Below are 16692 nucleotides of genomic sequence, written 5' to 3'. Positions count from 1 at the left end.
CTTTGATTAGTATTATTCTTTTTTATTTCTAGTGTTTAACTTTAGGTGTTATTTCTAATTTTAAAAATAGTGCCATAATGTCTACGAAGTACAAAGCTCTTGAATTAGATAAAGCTTATTTTATAACTATTACTACTGTGGGATGGGTAGATGTGTTCACTCGTTTAAGTCAGAAATATGTTATTATTGATGCTTTGAGATACTGTCAAAAGAATAAAGGATTAGAGATTTATGCTTACGTTTTAATGCATAGCCATCTACATATGTTTTGTAGAAGTAATGGTAAACTTACAATTGCTGAAATAATGCGTGATTTTAAAAAATTCACAAGTAAGAAAATTATTGAAATGATAAATGAAGAGCCAGAGAGTAGACGCGAATGGTTATTAGGATATTTTGAACAAAGTTGTGTTTATGTCAAAAGAAACCAACAGTATAAAGTATGGCAAGATGGGTATCATGCTGAAGAGATATATTCAAATAAGTTTATAAGACAAAAGATTAATTATATACATCAGAATCCTGTGGAGGAAAAGATTGTGGTTAAAGCTGAGGATTATTATTTTAGTTCTGCTCGTAACTATAATGGATTAGAAAATGAATTGGATATTGTAGAGGTGTTTATATAGTTTATAATGTCACGGATTGCAAATCCGCGACAACGAATCCACGACAATAAGTATTGCGTGAGGTAGTTCGTTTAGTTTAGCAGTTCGCGCGGATTTGTAATCCGTGCGGAGTATTAAGTTTGTTTAATTTGTGTTGTCACGTCACGGATTGCAAATCCGCGACAACGAAGCATAGCGTCTTGTATAAACTGAACAGTTTTTTTAGCAAAGGAAATAGTTTTAGTATTTTTGTGAGTATAATATTTACTTATGCAGGTTTCACCTTCTTTAGCAGTACAGATACAGACATTACCAGATCAGCCAGGAGTATATCAATACTATGATAAGGATGATAAGATACTGTATGTAGGTAAGGCTAAAAACTTAAAGAAAAGGGTTAGTTCGTACTTTAATAAAATACATGATAACGCCAAGACCAATGTGTTGGTGAAGAAGATTGTGACGATAAAGCATATCGTTGTGCCTACTGAGACAGATGCATTACTGCTAGAAAACAACTTGATCAAGCAGTTACAACCACGTTATAATGTGTTGCTAAAGGACGATAAGAGTTATCCGTGGATATGTATTAAGAAAGAACCCTTTCCGAGAGTGTTTACTACACGTCGTATGGTGAAGGATGGATCAGAGTACTTCGGGCCTTATACGAGTATCAAGACTGTACATACGCTGATTGATTTGATTAAAGAATTATATCCGTTGCGTACGTGTAATCTAGATTTGACGACTAGTAATGTGCGCAGTGGGAAGTATAAGGTATGTCTAGAGTATCATATTGGCAACTGTGGTGGGCCATGTGAAGAGCGCGAGAGTGATAAACAATACGACAATAAGATCAGAGCTATCCGAGATATCTTGAAAGGGAATTTTAAAGATAGTCTAAAGGAGTTTAAGGATTATATGATGGAGTTGGCTTCTAATATGGAGTTTGAAGAAGCACAAAAGGTTAAGGATAAAATAGACTTATTAGAGAATTATCAGTCTAAGTCTACTATTGTTAGTTCTAAGATTAGCAATGTAGATGTGTTCTCTATTATCTCAGATGAAGGAGCTGCTTATGTGAATTTCTTACAAGTGTCTTATGGTGCGATTATTCGTTCGCATACGATGGAGTTGAAGAAGAAATTAGACGAGACAGATGAAGAGTTATTAGAGCTTGCGATTACGGAATTAAGAGAGCGCTTTCACTTGAATTCAAAAGAGATTATCGTTCCTTTCGATGTTGAGGTGCAAGAAGGGATACATGTGACTGTACCTAAGCTTGGGGACAAGAAGAAATTACTAGACTTATCAGAGCGCAATGCTAAGTATTATAGAATAGATCAGCTTAAACAGATTAAGATAGTGGATCCTGAGCGTCATGTGAATCGTATTATGACACAGATGAAGAAGGACTTGCGTATGCATGTAGAGCCACGTCATATAGAGTGTTTTGATAACTCGAATATACAAGGGACTAATCCTGTGTCTGCTTGTGTTGTCTTTAAAGACGGAAAACCTAGTAAGAAAGATTATCGCCACTTCAATGTGAAGACTGTAGATGGGCCTAATGACTATGATACGATGGAAGAGATCGTGTATAGACGTTATAAGCGCGTGATAGAGGAAGGGCAACCATTACCTGATCTTATCGTGATAGATGGAGGTAAGGGACAGTTAGGTGTTGCGGTTAGCTGTCTAGAGCGATTAGGCATCAGAGGAAAGGTGGCTATTATCAGTTTAGCAGAGCGATTAGAAGAAATCTTCTATCCAGGAGATAGTGTTCCTCTGTATTTAGATAAGCGATCTGAGACGATGAAGGTGATCATACATCTTAGAGATGAAGCACACCGATTTGGGTTAACATTTCATAGAAACCAACGCAGTAAGAATGCTATTACAAGTGAGCTCGATGGAATCAGTGGCGTAGGAGAGAAAACTAAAACAACACTGATGAATCATTTTAAATCAACAAAGAGAATCAAAGAAGCTAGCTTAGAAGACTTAGAAAAAGTAATAGGAAAGTCAAAAGGGAAGCTTGTATTTGATTTTTTTCAAGTAAATTAGAGGAAAAATTAACATAGTGATGCATAGAATAATATTACTAATATTTTGCTTTATCCTTTTAGCATCAAATAGTTATGCTTCAGAGGGAGAGAAAGATAGACCAAAAGTAGGTTTAGTACTGAGTGGAGGTGGTGCTAAAGGATTAGCTCATATCGGAGTGCTAAAGGTACTTGAAGAAGAGGGAGTAAAAGTAGATTATATCGCTGGTACTAGTATGGGAGCCATCGTAGGAGGATTATATGCTTCTGGATATACTGCAAAAGAGTTAGACTCTATTTTTAATAGTATTGATGTATCGGCCTTGATAAAGGATTATATTCCTCGTATCTCTAAATCGTTTTATGAAAAAAAGAATGATGAGATTTATGCGTTGACTTTACCCTTTGATAAGTTTAGAATAGGATTTCCAAAAGCGTTGTCTAGAGGGATGTATAACTATAACCTGATGAATAAGCTATTAGCTCACGTTCGTCATGTTAGAGATTTTAGTGAGTTACAGATTCCGTTTTTATGTATTGCAACTGATTTAGAGACAGGAGAAGGAGTTGTTTTAAAAGAGGGATATTTACCACAGGTTATTTTAGCTAGTGGAGCGTTCCCTTCATTATTTGCTCCAGTGAAGATAGATGGAAAATACTTAATAGATGGAGGAGTTGTGAATAACTATCCTATCGATCAGTTACGAGAAATGGGGGCTGATATTGTAATAGGTGTTGATGTACAAGACGACCTTAAAACAATAGAAGAAATAGAAGGAGCTCCAGATTTGTTATTACAGATATCGAATTACTCTACGATTAATCAGATGAAGAATAAACTTCCTAAAACAGATGTGTACATTAAGCCTGATATTGTTGGTTATACTGTGGTGTCATTTGATAAGGGAGAACCTATTATTGAGAGAGGAGTTAATGCGGCGAATAAGGTTATTGTAGACTTAAAATTATTAGGAGGAGATAAGAACGTAGTGAAAGATCATTATGTTCCGAAAGAGTCAGATTCAATAGCAATTACTAGTATTGATATTAAAGGGTTAAACAAGTATACTCGTAGATATATACATGGTAAATTAGGGTTTAAACCTAATAGTAAGATTTCTTTTGATCAACTAGCAAATGGTATCACACAGCTAAATGGTACTGAGAACTTTAGTAGCATGACCTACAAGTTTGAAGAAGATGGCGATAAGGATAAGATGAAAATGGAATTAGTGGAGAATCCTGTTAATCGTTATCTAAAACTCGGTGTACACTATGATGGATTATATAAAGCAGCAGCTTTAGTGAATGTTACTCAGAAGAACCTTTTTACGAAAAGTGATGTTGCTTCATTAGATTTAGCATTAGGAGATAATGTTCGTTATAACTTCAATTATTTTGTCGATAATGGATTCTACTGGAGTGTAGGAGTTTCTTCTAAATATAATCAGTTTAGTCGAGATCTGCCTTATACCATGTTAGTTGGGACTAGTGGAGGAGAGATGAATATAGAGAATGCGCCTGCTATGTTTGGGGTAGATTATGCAGATTTAGAAAATAAGTTATATTTCCAGACTTTTTATCAGCAGAAGTATTTGTTGAATATAGGTTTTGAACACAGATTCTTAGATATTAGAAGTAAGACTTTAAATTTACCTAACTCAAAGTTTGATAGGAATCACTATTTAGGTGGGTTTGCGAATGTAACGATGGATACTTATGACAATAAGTATTTTCCACGCAAAGGATTCTTATTTAAGGGAGAGTATAAAAACTATTTTTATTCAACAGAACATGAGAATTATGTTCCACATGAATTTGATAACTTTTCGACACTAACTGGACAAATAGGATATGCTACGCGTATCACAGATAAGTTAGCAGTAGATATCAAATCAAGGTTAGGAACTGTGATAGGAACTACTCCAAGTCTTGGATTTGGATATGCTTTAGGGGGATATGGATTTGCAGATCGAGATAACGTTATTCCTTTCTTCGGATATGAATTATTAGGTATCGGAGGAGATTCTTTCATTATGGGAGGTATTACTTTTGATTATGAAATATTCAAGAAGCACCATATTAATTTTACTGCTAATTATGCGAATGCAGGAGAGAAGATTTTTTCAAGTTCAGACTGGTTCACTAAGGCGAAGTATTCTGGGTATGCAGTAGGATATGGAATGCAGAGTATGATAGGACCTATAGAGGCTAAGTTTACGTATTCTCCAGAGACAGGTAGTACTTATACTATATTCTCAGTAGGATTCTGGTTCTAGGTGAGTAAGATTAGATTAAAAACGGGTATAGTAAAACGAATAGTTTTACTATACCCGTTTTTTTATTGTCTCAGAATGTGAAGACGTTGTTTGTTGATATGTGTATATAATTTGTATTTTGTTGTTGATATGTAAAATATATTTGGACAAAAAATTGTATAATTCATTTTTATTTCGATATTTGTGTTATTATGAAAACACAATGGGACGGTTTATTGGCTTATTTAAAGTTTCTCATCAAGCGCAAGCCTGAATGAGTACTTTTACTTTTTATATTATTCCTAATTAAACATTAGCCAAATGTTGTAATGTACCCTAGTGTATGTAGTGTATGTAGTGTAGTAGCTTATTATGACTTTTATAGCTAACCTTTCTATACATTTTGACCTGGCAGCTCTGTTGAGGTTGACTTCACAAGATATCTTTAGATGCATTGCCTTGTATGCTTGACGTTGTCTATTCTTTTATGTTTAATCAGGAATCTGAATCACCAACCAAAAATATTAAGTAATTATGCCTTTATATCATCACTTAGGGAGTATTCCCCCTAAACGTCACACCGTATTCCGAAAGGAAAATGGGGACTTATATTATGAGCAATTGTTTGGTACAATTGGCTTCGATGGTATGTATACCAATATGTATCACGAGCACCGACCTACTCAGGTAAAGAAGATTTTAGGACAGTATAGTATTGCGCCTAAAATAGCAAAGTCTAATCACATTCAATCTTATCGTTTACGTGGTTTTCAGGTAGCTCCTGAGAATGATTATTTAGAAAGCCGAAAAGCAGTTTTGACCAATAGTGACTGTACCATTGTATTAGCGGCACCTAAACAATCATTAAGAGATTACTTTTATAAAAACACGGATTCTGATGAATTAATTTTTATTCATAAGGGGACAGGTACATTGCGTACGATGTTAGGTAACCTTACTTTTAAGTATGGTGACTACCTGCTGATACCTCGAGGAATTATTTATCAGATCGATTTTGATACGGAAGATAATAGACTATTTATCGTAGAGTCTAGACGTCCTATCTATACTCCTAAGCGCTATCGCAATTGGTTTGGACAGTTATTAGAGCACTCTCCATTCTGTGAGCGTGATATCAGGTGCCCGGATGTATTAGAAACTTTTAATGAGACAGGAGATTTTCTTATTAAAGTAAGAAAGCAAGATGAGATATTTGAGATGGTCTATGCTACACATCCTTTTGATGTTGTGGGATATGATGGGTATAATTATCCATATGCATTCTCTATTCATGACTTCGAACCGATAACTGGGAGGATTCACCAACCACCACCAGTGCATCAGACATTTGAGACAGATGCATTCGTAGTGTGTTCTTTTGTACCACGTCTATATGACTATCATCCAGATTCTATTCCAGCGCCTTATAACCACAGTAATATTGATAGTGATGAGGTGTTGTATTATGTAGATGGAGACTTTATGAGTCGTAATGATATCGCTCCAGGGCATATCTCTCTGCATCCTGCAGGTATACCTCATGGACCACATCCTGGTGCAGCAGAGCGTTCGATAGGTAAGACTGAAACACAAGAATTGGCAGTGATGGTAGATACTTTTAAACCTCTTATGGTAACTGAAGAGGCGATGAAGATAGCAGATGAACAATATTACCAATCGTGGTTAGAACCTGAGAAATAACAATCAAACAACAACCTAAAAACTATATATTATGAGTAAAGAAGTAAAGTCAGTTGAATTTGGCTTAGAAAAAATATTTGAAGGAGCGCAAGATTTCTTGCCTCTATTAGGAACAGATTACGTAGAATTTATTGTAGGAAATGCTAAGCAGGCGGCTCATTTTTATAAAACAGCTTTTGGTTTTCAATCTTTGGCGTATGCCGGATTAGAGACAGGAGTAAGAGATAGAGCGTCTTACGTGTTGGTACAGGATAAAATAAGAATAGTATTGACTACACCTTTAACGGCAGAGTCAGAATTTAATAACCATATCGTACAACATGGTGATGGTGTAAAAGTGGTGGCGTTATGGGTAGAAGATGCTCGAAAAGCGTATGAAGAAACAACGAGTCGTGGTGCAAAGTCATTTATGGCACCTACTGTAGAGAAAGATGAGTTCGGTGAAGTAGTGCGTGCAGGTATCTATACGTATGGTGAGACAGTACATATGTTCGTAGAACGCAAGAATTATACAGGTACATTCTTACCAGGATTTAAAAAATGGGAAAGTGATTATAATCCTACTCCTGTTGGGTTAAAATACGTAGATCACATGGTAGGTAATGTGGGATGGAATGAGATGAATACTTGGGTAAAGTGGTATGAAGATGTGATGGGATTCGTTAACTTCTTATCTTTTGATGATAAACAAATCAATACGGAGTATTCTGCCTTAATGAGTAAGGTAATGTCTAATGGTAATGGGCGTATTAAATTCCCTATTAATGAGCCTGCAGAAGGAGCGAAAAGATCACAAGTAGAAGAGTATTTAGACTTCTATAATGGTCCTGGAGTACAACATATCGCTGTAGCTACCGATGATATCATTAAGACTGTAGCTGCGATGAAAGATAGAGGAGTTGAGTTTTTATCTGCTCCACCACAAGCATATTATGATATGATACCTGCTCGACTAGGGGTACATATGGATATGATGAAGGAGGATATTAAAGAACTTCAGAAGCTCGGTATCATGATTGACGCAGATGAAGAAGGATATTTATTACAGATATTTACGAAGCCTGTAGAGGATAGACCGACTTTATTCTTCGAAATTATTCAGAGAATGGGAGCAAGAGGATTTGGTGCAGGTAACTTTAAAGCCTTATTTGAGTCAATAGAGCGTGAACAAGAGAAAAGAGGAACACTTTAAGATTCAGTTAATTAAATATTAAAACAGGTCTTTTGGAGACTTGTTTAGTTAAATAAAAGTTAAAAACCAATTAGGGTGGTAATAGTCCGTAAAAAGCTATACATTTGCACTCGCAAAAATAAGGTCGTCATAAGCTTTATTTGAGTGTAATAAATTTTTCATAATTTATAGTTTTTTGGTTGGTTAATAGCATAAAAACTCAGTCATTTCTTTGGCTGGGTTTTTTTGTTTGCTATTTTTGAATAAAAAACAACCAATATGAAAAAGAATCTTCTAATATTACTTGTGTGTGTGTTTACCACAAGTATTCTGTACTCACAATCTTCTGTGAAGGCTTTTGATAAAGGTGAATTCCTGAAATTTAGAATTAGTTATGGGTTATTAAATGCTGGTATAGCTACTTTGCGTTTGACAGATACTGTCCAGAATGGCGTCCCTGTTTACCATGCTAAAGGAATTGGTTATACTACAGGTGTGCCTAAGATGTTTTTTAAAGTATATGATAACTACGAGAGTTATTTTGAAAAGAAAGAGGTAATTCCTCATCGTTTTATTCGAAAAATAGATGAAGGTGGCTATACAAAGGACCAAGAAGGGTGGTTTAACTACAAGAATATGAAAGTCACTGTAAAGGATTATGAGAAGAAGACAGAGAAGCAATATACAGTTACTAAAAGCGTGCAAGATATCGTATCTTCCTTTTACTATTTGCGTAAATATCCTGGGTTAAATGATCTTAAAGTAGGTGAGTCTGTAGAGATAGATATGTTCTTCGATGGAGAAATATTTAAATTTAAATTAAAATATCTAGGAGAGGAAGTTTTAAAGACAAATTTTGGTAAATTGAAAACTTTAAAGTTTCGTCCTTATGTGATGGCAGGCCGTGTGTTTAAAGAGAAGGAAAGTTTGACAGTTTGGGTAAGTGCAGATGCTAATAAAGTGCCAGTACGTATCAAAGCCAGCCTTGCAGTAGGTTCTCTAAAAGCTGATTTAGAGGAGTATAAGAATTTAGTGACGAAGCTAGAGTTCGTAAAATAATTAGTTAATAAAAGTATGATCGATAAAAAATTCTCTGAGGTAGTGGATCGCTTTAATGATTTAGGAATTAAGGCAGAAACTCAAATAGAAGGCATGTTGTATGCTAAACCTATTACGTATTGGGATTATATCCAAACTGATGCATTGCTAAATCTCCAGACTCAGAGAACCGTCTTGCCCGATGAGATGGTGTTTATTATGTATCATCAAGTGAATGAGCTATTATTTAAAATGATATTGTGGGAGCTGAATCAGGTAAGTGAGTGTAATGATGAGAGCTTAACGGTAGAGTTTTTTAAAGAACGGCTAGCTAGAATAAGTCGTTATTTTGATATGCTTACGTCTTCGTTTACGATTATGAAAGATGGTATGGAGGTAGAGCAGTATTTGAAATTTAGAAATACTCTAGCTCCTGCAAGTGGATTTCAGAGTAGTCAGTATCGATTAATTGAGTTTGGTTGTACAGATTGGATTAATTTAATCGATAAGAGATTTGTAAATGATTTACCACAAAATATTTCTGAAAAAGAGGCGTTAGAATATATGTATTGGCAGGCAGCAGGTAAAGACTATAAGACAGGAGAGAAATCATATCTATTGAAAGAGTTTGAAAATAGATATTGTGAAACTTTTGTTAAAGCCATGAAAGATTATGAAAAAACAAATTTATGGCAGAAATTTGTGAAATTACCCCTAGAAGCCAAATCAGATAAGGGGTTGATAGAAGCGATGCGTCATTTTGATAAAACAGTTAATGTTGTATGGGTAATGGGGCATTATGAAGCTGCACTTAAGTATCTTGAAAGTAATCCAGGAGAAACAAAAGAAGCTACTGGAGGAAGCGATTGGAAAAAGTATATGTTGCCACAATATCAGAAGCGCATATTCTTTCCAGAGTTATGGAGTGAGGAAGAAAAAGCGAATTGGGGGAAATAGTAAAGGAGAAGAAGTTGAAAATAAAGATATTTTAGAGTTTTGAAGCAATTTATTTATAGTGTACTAATCGCTACAGCACTTATCTCATGTAAAAAAACGGAAGAGGTTACTATAGAAGCCCAACCAGAAAAGGAGCATGTAGAAGAGATTGTAGGAGAATTATATGGTTTTGATTTAAAAGATTACGTTTTAGTAGAAGATACTATTCGAAGTGGAGATAATATTGGGAAGATCTTCGGGAATAATAATATTGGTTCTACTGAAGTTCATAATATAGTTACGCAAGTAAAAGATACATTCAATGTACGTAATATTCGCGTTGGTCAACCTTATGCTTTGGTTAAGTATAGAAAGGATCAAGAGAAGTTAGCTGCATTTATCTATCATCCTAATATATCTGGATATCAGGTTATCGATTTGCGTGACTCGATTAGTGCTTACACAATTACTTATCCAGTAACTATTAAGCGTAGAACAGTTGCTTCAGAAATAGAAGGATCGCTTTCATTAAGTTTAAGTAAAGAAGGTGTAGATCAATCTCTAGCGACTAAAATGTCACAGATCTTTGCATGGTCTATTGACTTCTTTAAATTACAACCAGAAGACAGATTTGCTTTTACAATAGAGGAAAAGTATATTAATGATACTATTTATTTAGGAGTGTCTAAGATAGATGCTGCTTACTTTAGATATCGTGGGAAGGATTTGTATTCTTTTCCTTATAAAAGACAAGATTCTAAAGCTACTGAATATTTTGATGAAGAGGGACGACCAATGAAGAGTATGTTCTTAAAGGCTCCTTTGAAGTTCTTTAGAATTACTTCAAAATATTCAAAAAATCGTTTTCACCCTGTACAGAAGAAATGGAAGTCTCATAATGGAACAGATTATGCAGCTCCTACAGGAACGCCAATCATGACTACTGCATCTGGTGTAGTAGAAAGAGCTGGATATACAGCAGGAAATGGTAACTTTGTAAAAGTAAAACACAATGGTACATATTCTACTCAATATTTACATATGTCTAAAATACTTGTAAAAGTAGGACAAAGGGTAGATCAGGGACAGACAATAGGACTTGTAGGGAGTACTGGCTTAGCGACTGGACCACACGTGTGTTATCGCTTTTGGAAGAATGGAGTACAGGTCGATCCTTTGAATCAGTCTTTACCTAATTCTGTTCCGATGGAGAAGAAAGAATTACCAGCATTTAAAGAATATATTACACCACTTAAAGCTGAATTAGACAAGGCATTAAACGAAAAATTTAAAGGAGAATAAAAGTTAGTTAGTTGTAGAGATGTTAGAGAGTATAAATCCTTCTGGAACTTTAGCTTGGAAGAAGCTTAGGGAGCATTACGGTCAAATGGAGTTTGTTCAGATGCAAAAATTGTTTGCTGAGGATCCTGAAAGAGCTAATAAAATGAATATTCAGTGGGAAGATTTCTTGCTAGATTATTCAAAAAATAAGATTACAGAGGAAACAATAAATATATTGTTAGAGCTTGCTAATGAATTGAATCTAAAAGAAGCAATTCAAGCAATGTATAAAGGAGATATTATTAATGCAACTGAGAAAAGAGCTGTATTGCATACGGCCTTAAGAGATTTGTCTCCTAATTCTTCTGTTCTTGTTCATGGAGAGAACGTTCTAACAGAGATACAAGATACTCGCAAACGAATTAAAGAATTTACTGCTAAGGTATTAAATGGTTCTTATACTTCTCATTCAGGTAAGAAATTTACCGATGTTATTAATGTAGGTATAGGGGGGTCAGACTTAGGTCCTAAAATGGTAGTACATGCATTAGCTAACTATCGTACTGAATTAGGAATGCATTATATTTCTAATGTTGATGATGATTATTTACAATCAGTATTAAATAAACTTAATCCTGAGACTACTTTAGTTCTTATTGTTTCTAAGACATTTACTACTCAAGAGACAATAGAGAATGCAAAGAAGATTAAATCTTGGTTAGAAGGTCATCTTGGAACTATTGATTTGAGTGCTCATTATGTAGGTGTTTCTGTAGCGATAGAAGAGGCGATGAGCTTTGGAGTAAAACGAGAGAACATATATCCTATGTGGGATTTTGTTGGAGGACGATTTTCTCTGTGGAGTGCTGTTGGAATTTCTATTGCTTTGGCTGTGGGATATGATCACTTTGAAGAACTTCTAGAAGGAGCTCATGCTATGGATAAGCATTTTAAAGAAGCTGAGTTTAAGGAGAATTTACCTGTACTGATGGCTCTTCTAAGTGTGTGGTATAATAACTTTTATGGATATGAGACAGAAGCTGTCGTTCCTTATAGTCAGTTACTTGGCAAGTTACCTGCTCACTTACAGCAGATGATTATGGAGAGTAATGGTAAAAATAAGGATAGAAGTGGAGCACCAGTCAATTATCAAACAGGTACACTAATATGGGGAGAAGTAGGAGTTTCTGCTCAGCATGCTTTCTTTCAGCTATTTCACCAAGGTACTAAGGTAATCCCTATTGACTTTATTGGTTTTGTAAACCCTCATTTCAAGGAGAGTACTAATCACGATATATTGATGTCTAACTTCTTTGGTCAAAGCGAAGCTTTGTTAAACGGAAAGATAGGGGAAGAGTATGAAAGTGATGGAGGACCTTTTTTAAGTAACTTTAGAGAGTTTTGTGGTAATAAACCATCAAATACAATTTTAATTGACAAATTAACTCCTAAAAGTTTAGGTGAGTTAATCGCACTATATGAACATAAGACGTTCGTTCAAGGGGTAATTTGGAATATTTATAGCTTCGATCAGTTCGGTGTAGAGTACGGAAAGATTTTGGCAAAGAATATACAAAATGAAATTAAATCTAAAAATATATGTGAACATGATAGTTCAACTGCTTTTTTATTGCGTTATTTTGTAAAAAATAGAGTTGTAGAATAAGTCTAAATAGTGATAAAACGTTAATTTTAATGTTTTGGTAACATTGAGTATGGATGTTTTTGTACATTTGTTGCGAAAATAATTTTATCACTTACACTTACAAAATGAAAAACTTGAAGAACTGGATGCTGATGATGGTAATGGTATTTACCTCAGTATCTGCACTTTCACAAAACAAAATTACTGGTGTTGTTATAGATGGTGAATTCCAATCGGGATTACCTGGAGCGGCAATCATAGTAAAAGGAACTCTGAACGGCGCATCATCTGATATGGATGGTAAGTTCGAACTGAATGTTTCTGAGGATAAAGGAGAAGTTGTTATCTCTTTTATTGGATATCAGTCTAAGACTGTAGCTTTCAAAGTTGGCGCTGATAAGAAAGTAGATCTTGGGACTGTAGTACTTGCTGCTGACCAAAATATGTTAGATGACATCGTTATTATGGGTGTTGCTGACGTAGCAAAAGATCGTAAAACTCCAGTAGCTGTTTCTACAATTAAAGCTGCTGAAATTCAAGAAAAACTTGGTTCTCAAGAGTTTCCTGAAATTTTAAACACAACTCCATCTGTGTATGCTTCTAAAGGTGGTGGAGGTTATGGAGATTCTAATATCAATATTCGTGGATTTGATCAAAAGAACATTGCTGTGTTAATTAACGGTATGCCTGTTAATGATATGGAAGGTGGTTCTGTGTACTGGTCAAATTGGGCTGGTTTATCAGATGTTACATCTGCTATGCAAGTGCAACGAGGATTAGGATCATCTAAATTAGCTATCTCTTCTGTGGGAGGGACAATTAACGTATTAACACGTACTTCTGATGCTAGAGAAGGAGGGTCTATTTCTGCGGGAGTAGGTAATAATGATTACTTTAAAGGACTTGCTTCTTACAATACTGGGGTATTAGAGAATGGGCTTTCTGCTTCTATTTTATTAGGATACACTAGAGGTAATGGTTATGTTGAAGGTACTGGATTTGAAGGAGTAAATTATTATTTAGGATTAGGGTATAAATCTAAAGATAGTCGTCATAATTTACAGTTTACTTTTACTGGAGCTAAACAAGATCACGATCAACGTAGTACTTCTATGTCAATCGAAAATATTAAGAAGTATAATAACGGAGAATTAAATAAGAGATATAATCCTGATACAGGATTCTATAATGGTGAGAGATTTAATTTTAAATCTAATTACTATAACAAACCAGTTATGTCTTTGAACTATGATTTCAATATTAACGAGACATGGACATTTGGTACTGTAGTTTATGCTTCATGGGGACGTGGAGGAGGAACCGGTACAATTGGTGGTGGACCAAGTGGATACAGAGACTTTGGTACTGAAGTAAGAGATGCAAATGGACATATGAGATTTGATGATATTGCAGCTTGGAATAGAGGAGAGACAGTAGCTGATTGGAAGCATCCTAATAATATTGCTAGCGAAGATGGTAAATATTATGTGGATACAAATTATAAAAATGCTGGAGACGGTGGATGGGCTAGAAGATCTAGTATTAACTCACATGACTGGTATGGAACAGTTATGAATATGAATGCAAAAGTTAATGATAATTGGACTGTTGACTTTGGTTTAGATGCTCGTATTTATAAAGGTTATCACTACCAGTTATTAGATAACTTAATGGGGGCTGATGGTTTTGTTGTTAATAACAATAAAAATTATACTGGCTCTTATGTTGTGAGTCAAACTTATGATGCTAAAGCTTCAATGAATCCTTGGGTTGATTGGAACGGAAGAGAAAAAGTAGGATACCACAATGATGGAAATGTTAAGTGGTTAGGAGGATTTGGACAAGTTGAGTATTCAAAAGATAATCTATCAGTATTCGTTCAAGGAGCTATTTCTAATCAATGGATGCAAAGAGTTGATTACTTTAACCATACTGCTGATTCTGGTGAACAGAAGACATCTTGGGAAAGTATCTTAGGAGGAAATGTTAAAGGGGGAGTAAACTATAATATTAATGAAAATCACAATGTGTTTTTCAACACAGGATATTATTCAAGACAGCCATTTATGAATAATGGAGTTTTCTTAAACAATTCAAATACAATTAATCCAAGTAGTACAAACGAAAAGATTTTTGGACTTGAGGCAGGTTATGGTTTCAGAAGTGAGAAGTTTAGAGCAAACGTTAACGTTTATAGAACTTCTTGGGATGACAGAGTGTTAAGAGCATCTACTAGATATACATCAGGAGGTAAAGAGAATAATGCTACTGCTACATTAAGTGGAATTGAGCAAATTCATACAGGAGTAGAGATGGATTTCTTATATAATCCAATTGATAGATTAAATATTACTGGGTCTTTCTCTTGGGGAGATTGGAAATATGCATCTAATGTATCTGGTATCTACTACGATGAAGAAAATAATACACCTATCTATAATACACCAGGCGATCCAAACTCTGGATTCAAAACGCAGACTTTATACATTGATGGAGCAAAAGTAGGTGGAGCACCACAGTTCATTATTAACTTAGGGGCTAATTACGAAATTGCTAAGGGACTTAAAATCGATGCTAATTATAGATACAATGATAATTTCTATGGATCTTTAGCAATTGATAAAGCTGATGCAGAAGGTAAGAGTGGATCTATGAAACTTCCTGCATTTAATTTATTTGATGCTGGTCTTTCTTATAGATTACCTGTTGGTAAAGAAAAAACAAATTCTGTTACTATGCGTGTTAACGTGAATAACGTATTTGATACAACTTATATATCTTCGGCAAGAACTAACTATGAAGCTAGACCAGGTGAAGCAACTTGGAAAGGCGTTAGCGAGAAGAACGAGGTTTTATTAGGTGCGGGTAGAACATGGAACTTTACATTACGTTATAACTTCTAATAAGTTATCACAAAATATATACAAAAAAGGAGATCATTTATGGTCTCCTTTTTTTATTGCTTAACTTTAGGGGTATAATAAAAATGTAAAATTATGGCAAAATATAAATTTGGAAAGTCGGAGTTATATGTTCCAGCTTTGTCTTTCGGAGGTAATGTGTTTGGATGGACTTTAGATGAGAAAGAATCATTTAAGATGTTAGATGAGTTATATTACAATGGACTAACTTTTATAGATACAGCTAATAACTATTCTCATTGGGCGCCAGGTAATGTAGGTGGTGAATCTGAAGCAATAATAGGGAAGTGGTTTAAAGAAAGTAAGAAGCGTCACGATATCGTTCTTTCTACTAAGGTAGGTGGTACTATGGGAGATGGAACAAAAGGACTTAAGAAAGGATATATTGAAGGATGTGTAGATGCTTCATTGAAGAGGTTGAATACAGATTATATTGATTTATATTTCTCTCACTATGATGACTTAGAGACTTCACAAGAAGAAACGATGGAGACTTTTAATAGTTTAGTTAAGGCTGGTAAAGTAAGATATTTAGGAGCGTCTAATCTAGAGGTTGAACGCATTGAATCAAGTAATGCTATTGCACGAGAAAAGGGATGGGCAGAGTATATCGCTATACAGCCCCTTTATAACCTTTATGATAGAGAGAAGTATGAGCATGAATATTTGCCCTTGGTAGAAGAAGAAAAACTTGCTGTAATGAGCTATTTTGCATTAGCAAGTGGTTTCTTAAGTGGAAAGTATAGAAACTTAGATGATATAGAAGGTAGTTCTAGAAAGGATATGGTGAAAGGGTATATTAATGAGAGGGGAATGCGTATTATAGATCAACTAGAGATATTAGCAAAACAGCACAATGCCACTATTGCAGAGATTGCTATAGCATGGCAAGTACACAAACCGTCTATTAGTACTCCTATCGTTAGTGCTACATCGAGCTCTCAGTTAAAAAGTTTGATCCGTTCTACTGAGATAAAGTTATCAGTAGAAGAGATAGCTCTATTAGATAAAGAGAGTGAATATTAATAGACAGAAAATTCAAAATAAATAAAAAGGCAGACTCTTTTAAAAGTCTGCCTTTTTGTTAT

General features: G+C 34.8%; 11 protein-coding genes. All 11 read left to right on the top strand.

All coding sequences use genetic code 11. The features are described from left to right. Positions 1–77: 77 nt before the first annotated feature. Positions 78–629, top strand: a complete 552-nt coding sequence (locus tag MODO_RS02145; protein ID WP_059050631.1) for an REP-associated tyrosine transposase — start codon at positions 78–80, stop codon at positions 627–629. A gap of 249 nt (positions 630–878) precedes the next feature. Beyond that, positions 879–2675: an excinuclease ABC subunit UvrC gene (uvrC, locus tag MODO_RS02140; protein WP_006257756.1), complete on the top strand. Its 1797-nt coding sequence runs from the start codon at positions 879–881 to the stop codon at positions 2673–2675. Between the two features lie 19 nt (positions 2676–2694). Next, complete coding sequence (locus MODO_RS02135) at positions 2695–4932, top strand: patatin-like phospholipase family protein (protein WP_006257755.1); 2238 nt, start codon at positions 2695–2697, stop codon at positions 4930–4932. A 513-nt stretch (positions 4933–5445) separates the two neighbouring features. Next, on the top strand, positions 5446–6612 hold the full coding sequence (locus tag MODO_RS02130; protein WP_006257754.1) for a homogentisate 1,2-dioxygenase: 1167 nt from the start codon (positions 5446–5448) through the stop codon (positions 6610–6612). 31 nt (positions 6613–6643) lie between these two features. Continuing rightward, positions 6644–7804: a 4-hydroxyphenylpyruvate dioxygenase gene (gene hppD / locus MODO_RS02125; RefSeq protein WP_006257753.1), complete on the top strand. Its 1161-nt coding sequence runs from the start codon at positions 6644–6646 to the stop codon at positions 7802–7804. Positions 7805–8062: 258 nt separating this feature from the next. Then, positions 8063–8842 carry a DUF3108 domain-containing protein gene (locus MODO_RS02120; protein WP_006257752.1) on the top strand — a complete coding sequence of 260 codons (780 nt, stop codon included), beginning with the start codon at positions 8063–8065 and terminating at the stop codon, positions 8840–8842. Between the two features lie 15 nt (positions 8843–8857). Then, a complete protein-coding gene (locus MODO_RS02115; protein ID WP_006257751.1) occupies positions 8858–9778 on the top strand; it encodes a tryptophan 2,3-dioxygenase family protein in 921 nt (306 codons plus the stop codon). A gap of 39 nt (positions 9779–9817) precedes the next feature. Then, positions 9818–11059: a M23 family metallopeptidase gene (locus MODO_RS02110; RefSeq protein ID WP_006257750.1), complete on the top strand. Its 1242-nt coding sequence runs from the start codon at positions 9818–9820 to the stop codon at positions 11057–11059. A gap of 19 nt (positions 11060–11078) precedes the next feature. Then, positions 11079–12704 (top strand): glucose-6-phosphate isomerase, encoded by a 1626-nt coding sequence (gene pgi / locus MODO_RS02105; RefSeq protein WP_006257749.1) that lies wholly within the window; start codon positions 11079–11081, stop codon positions 12702–12704. Between the two features lie 53 nt (positions 12705–12757). Next, a complete protein-coding gene (locus tag MODO_RS02100) occupies positions 12758–15586 on the top strand; it encodes a TonB-dependent receptor (protein WP_006257748.1) in 2829 nt (942 codons plus the stop codon). 93 nt (positions 15587–15679) lie between these two features. Continuing rightward, on the top strand, positions 15680–16630 hold the full coding sequence (locus MODO_RS02095) for an aldo/keto reductase (protein ID WP_006257747.1): 951 nt from the start codon (positions 15680–15682) through the stop codon (positions 16628–16630). The last annotated feature ends 62 nt before the right edge of the window (positions 16631–16692 follow it).

It is taken from the genome of Myroides odoratimimus, assembly GCF_001485415.1.
Taxonomy (GTDB): Bacteria; Bacteroidota; Bacteroidia; order Flavobacteriales; family Flavobacteriaceae; genus Flavobacterium; species Flavobacterium odoratimimum.
Note: the sequence above shows the minus strand (reverse complement) of the source record. Positions and strands in the feature narration are given on the sequence as shown.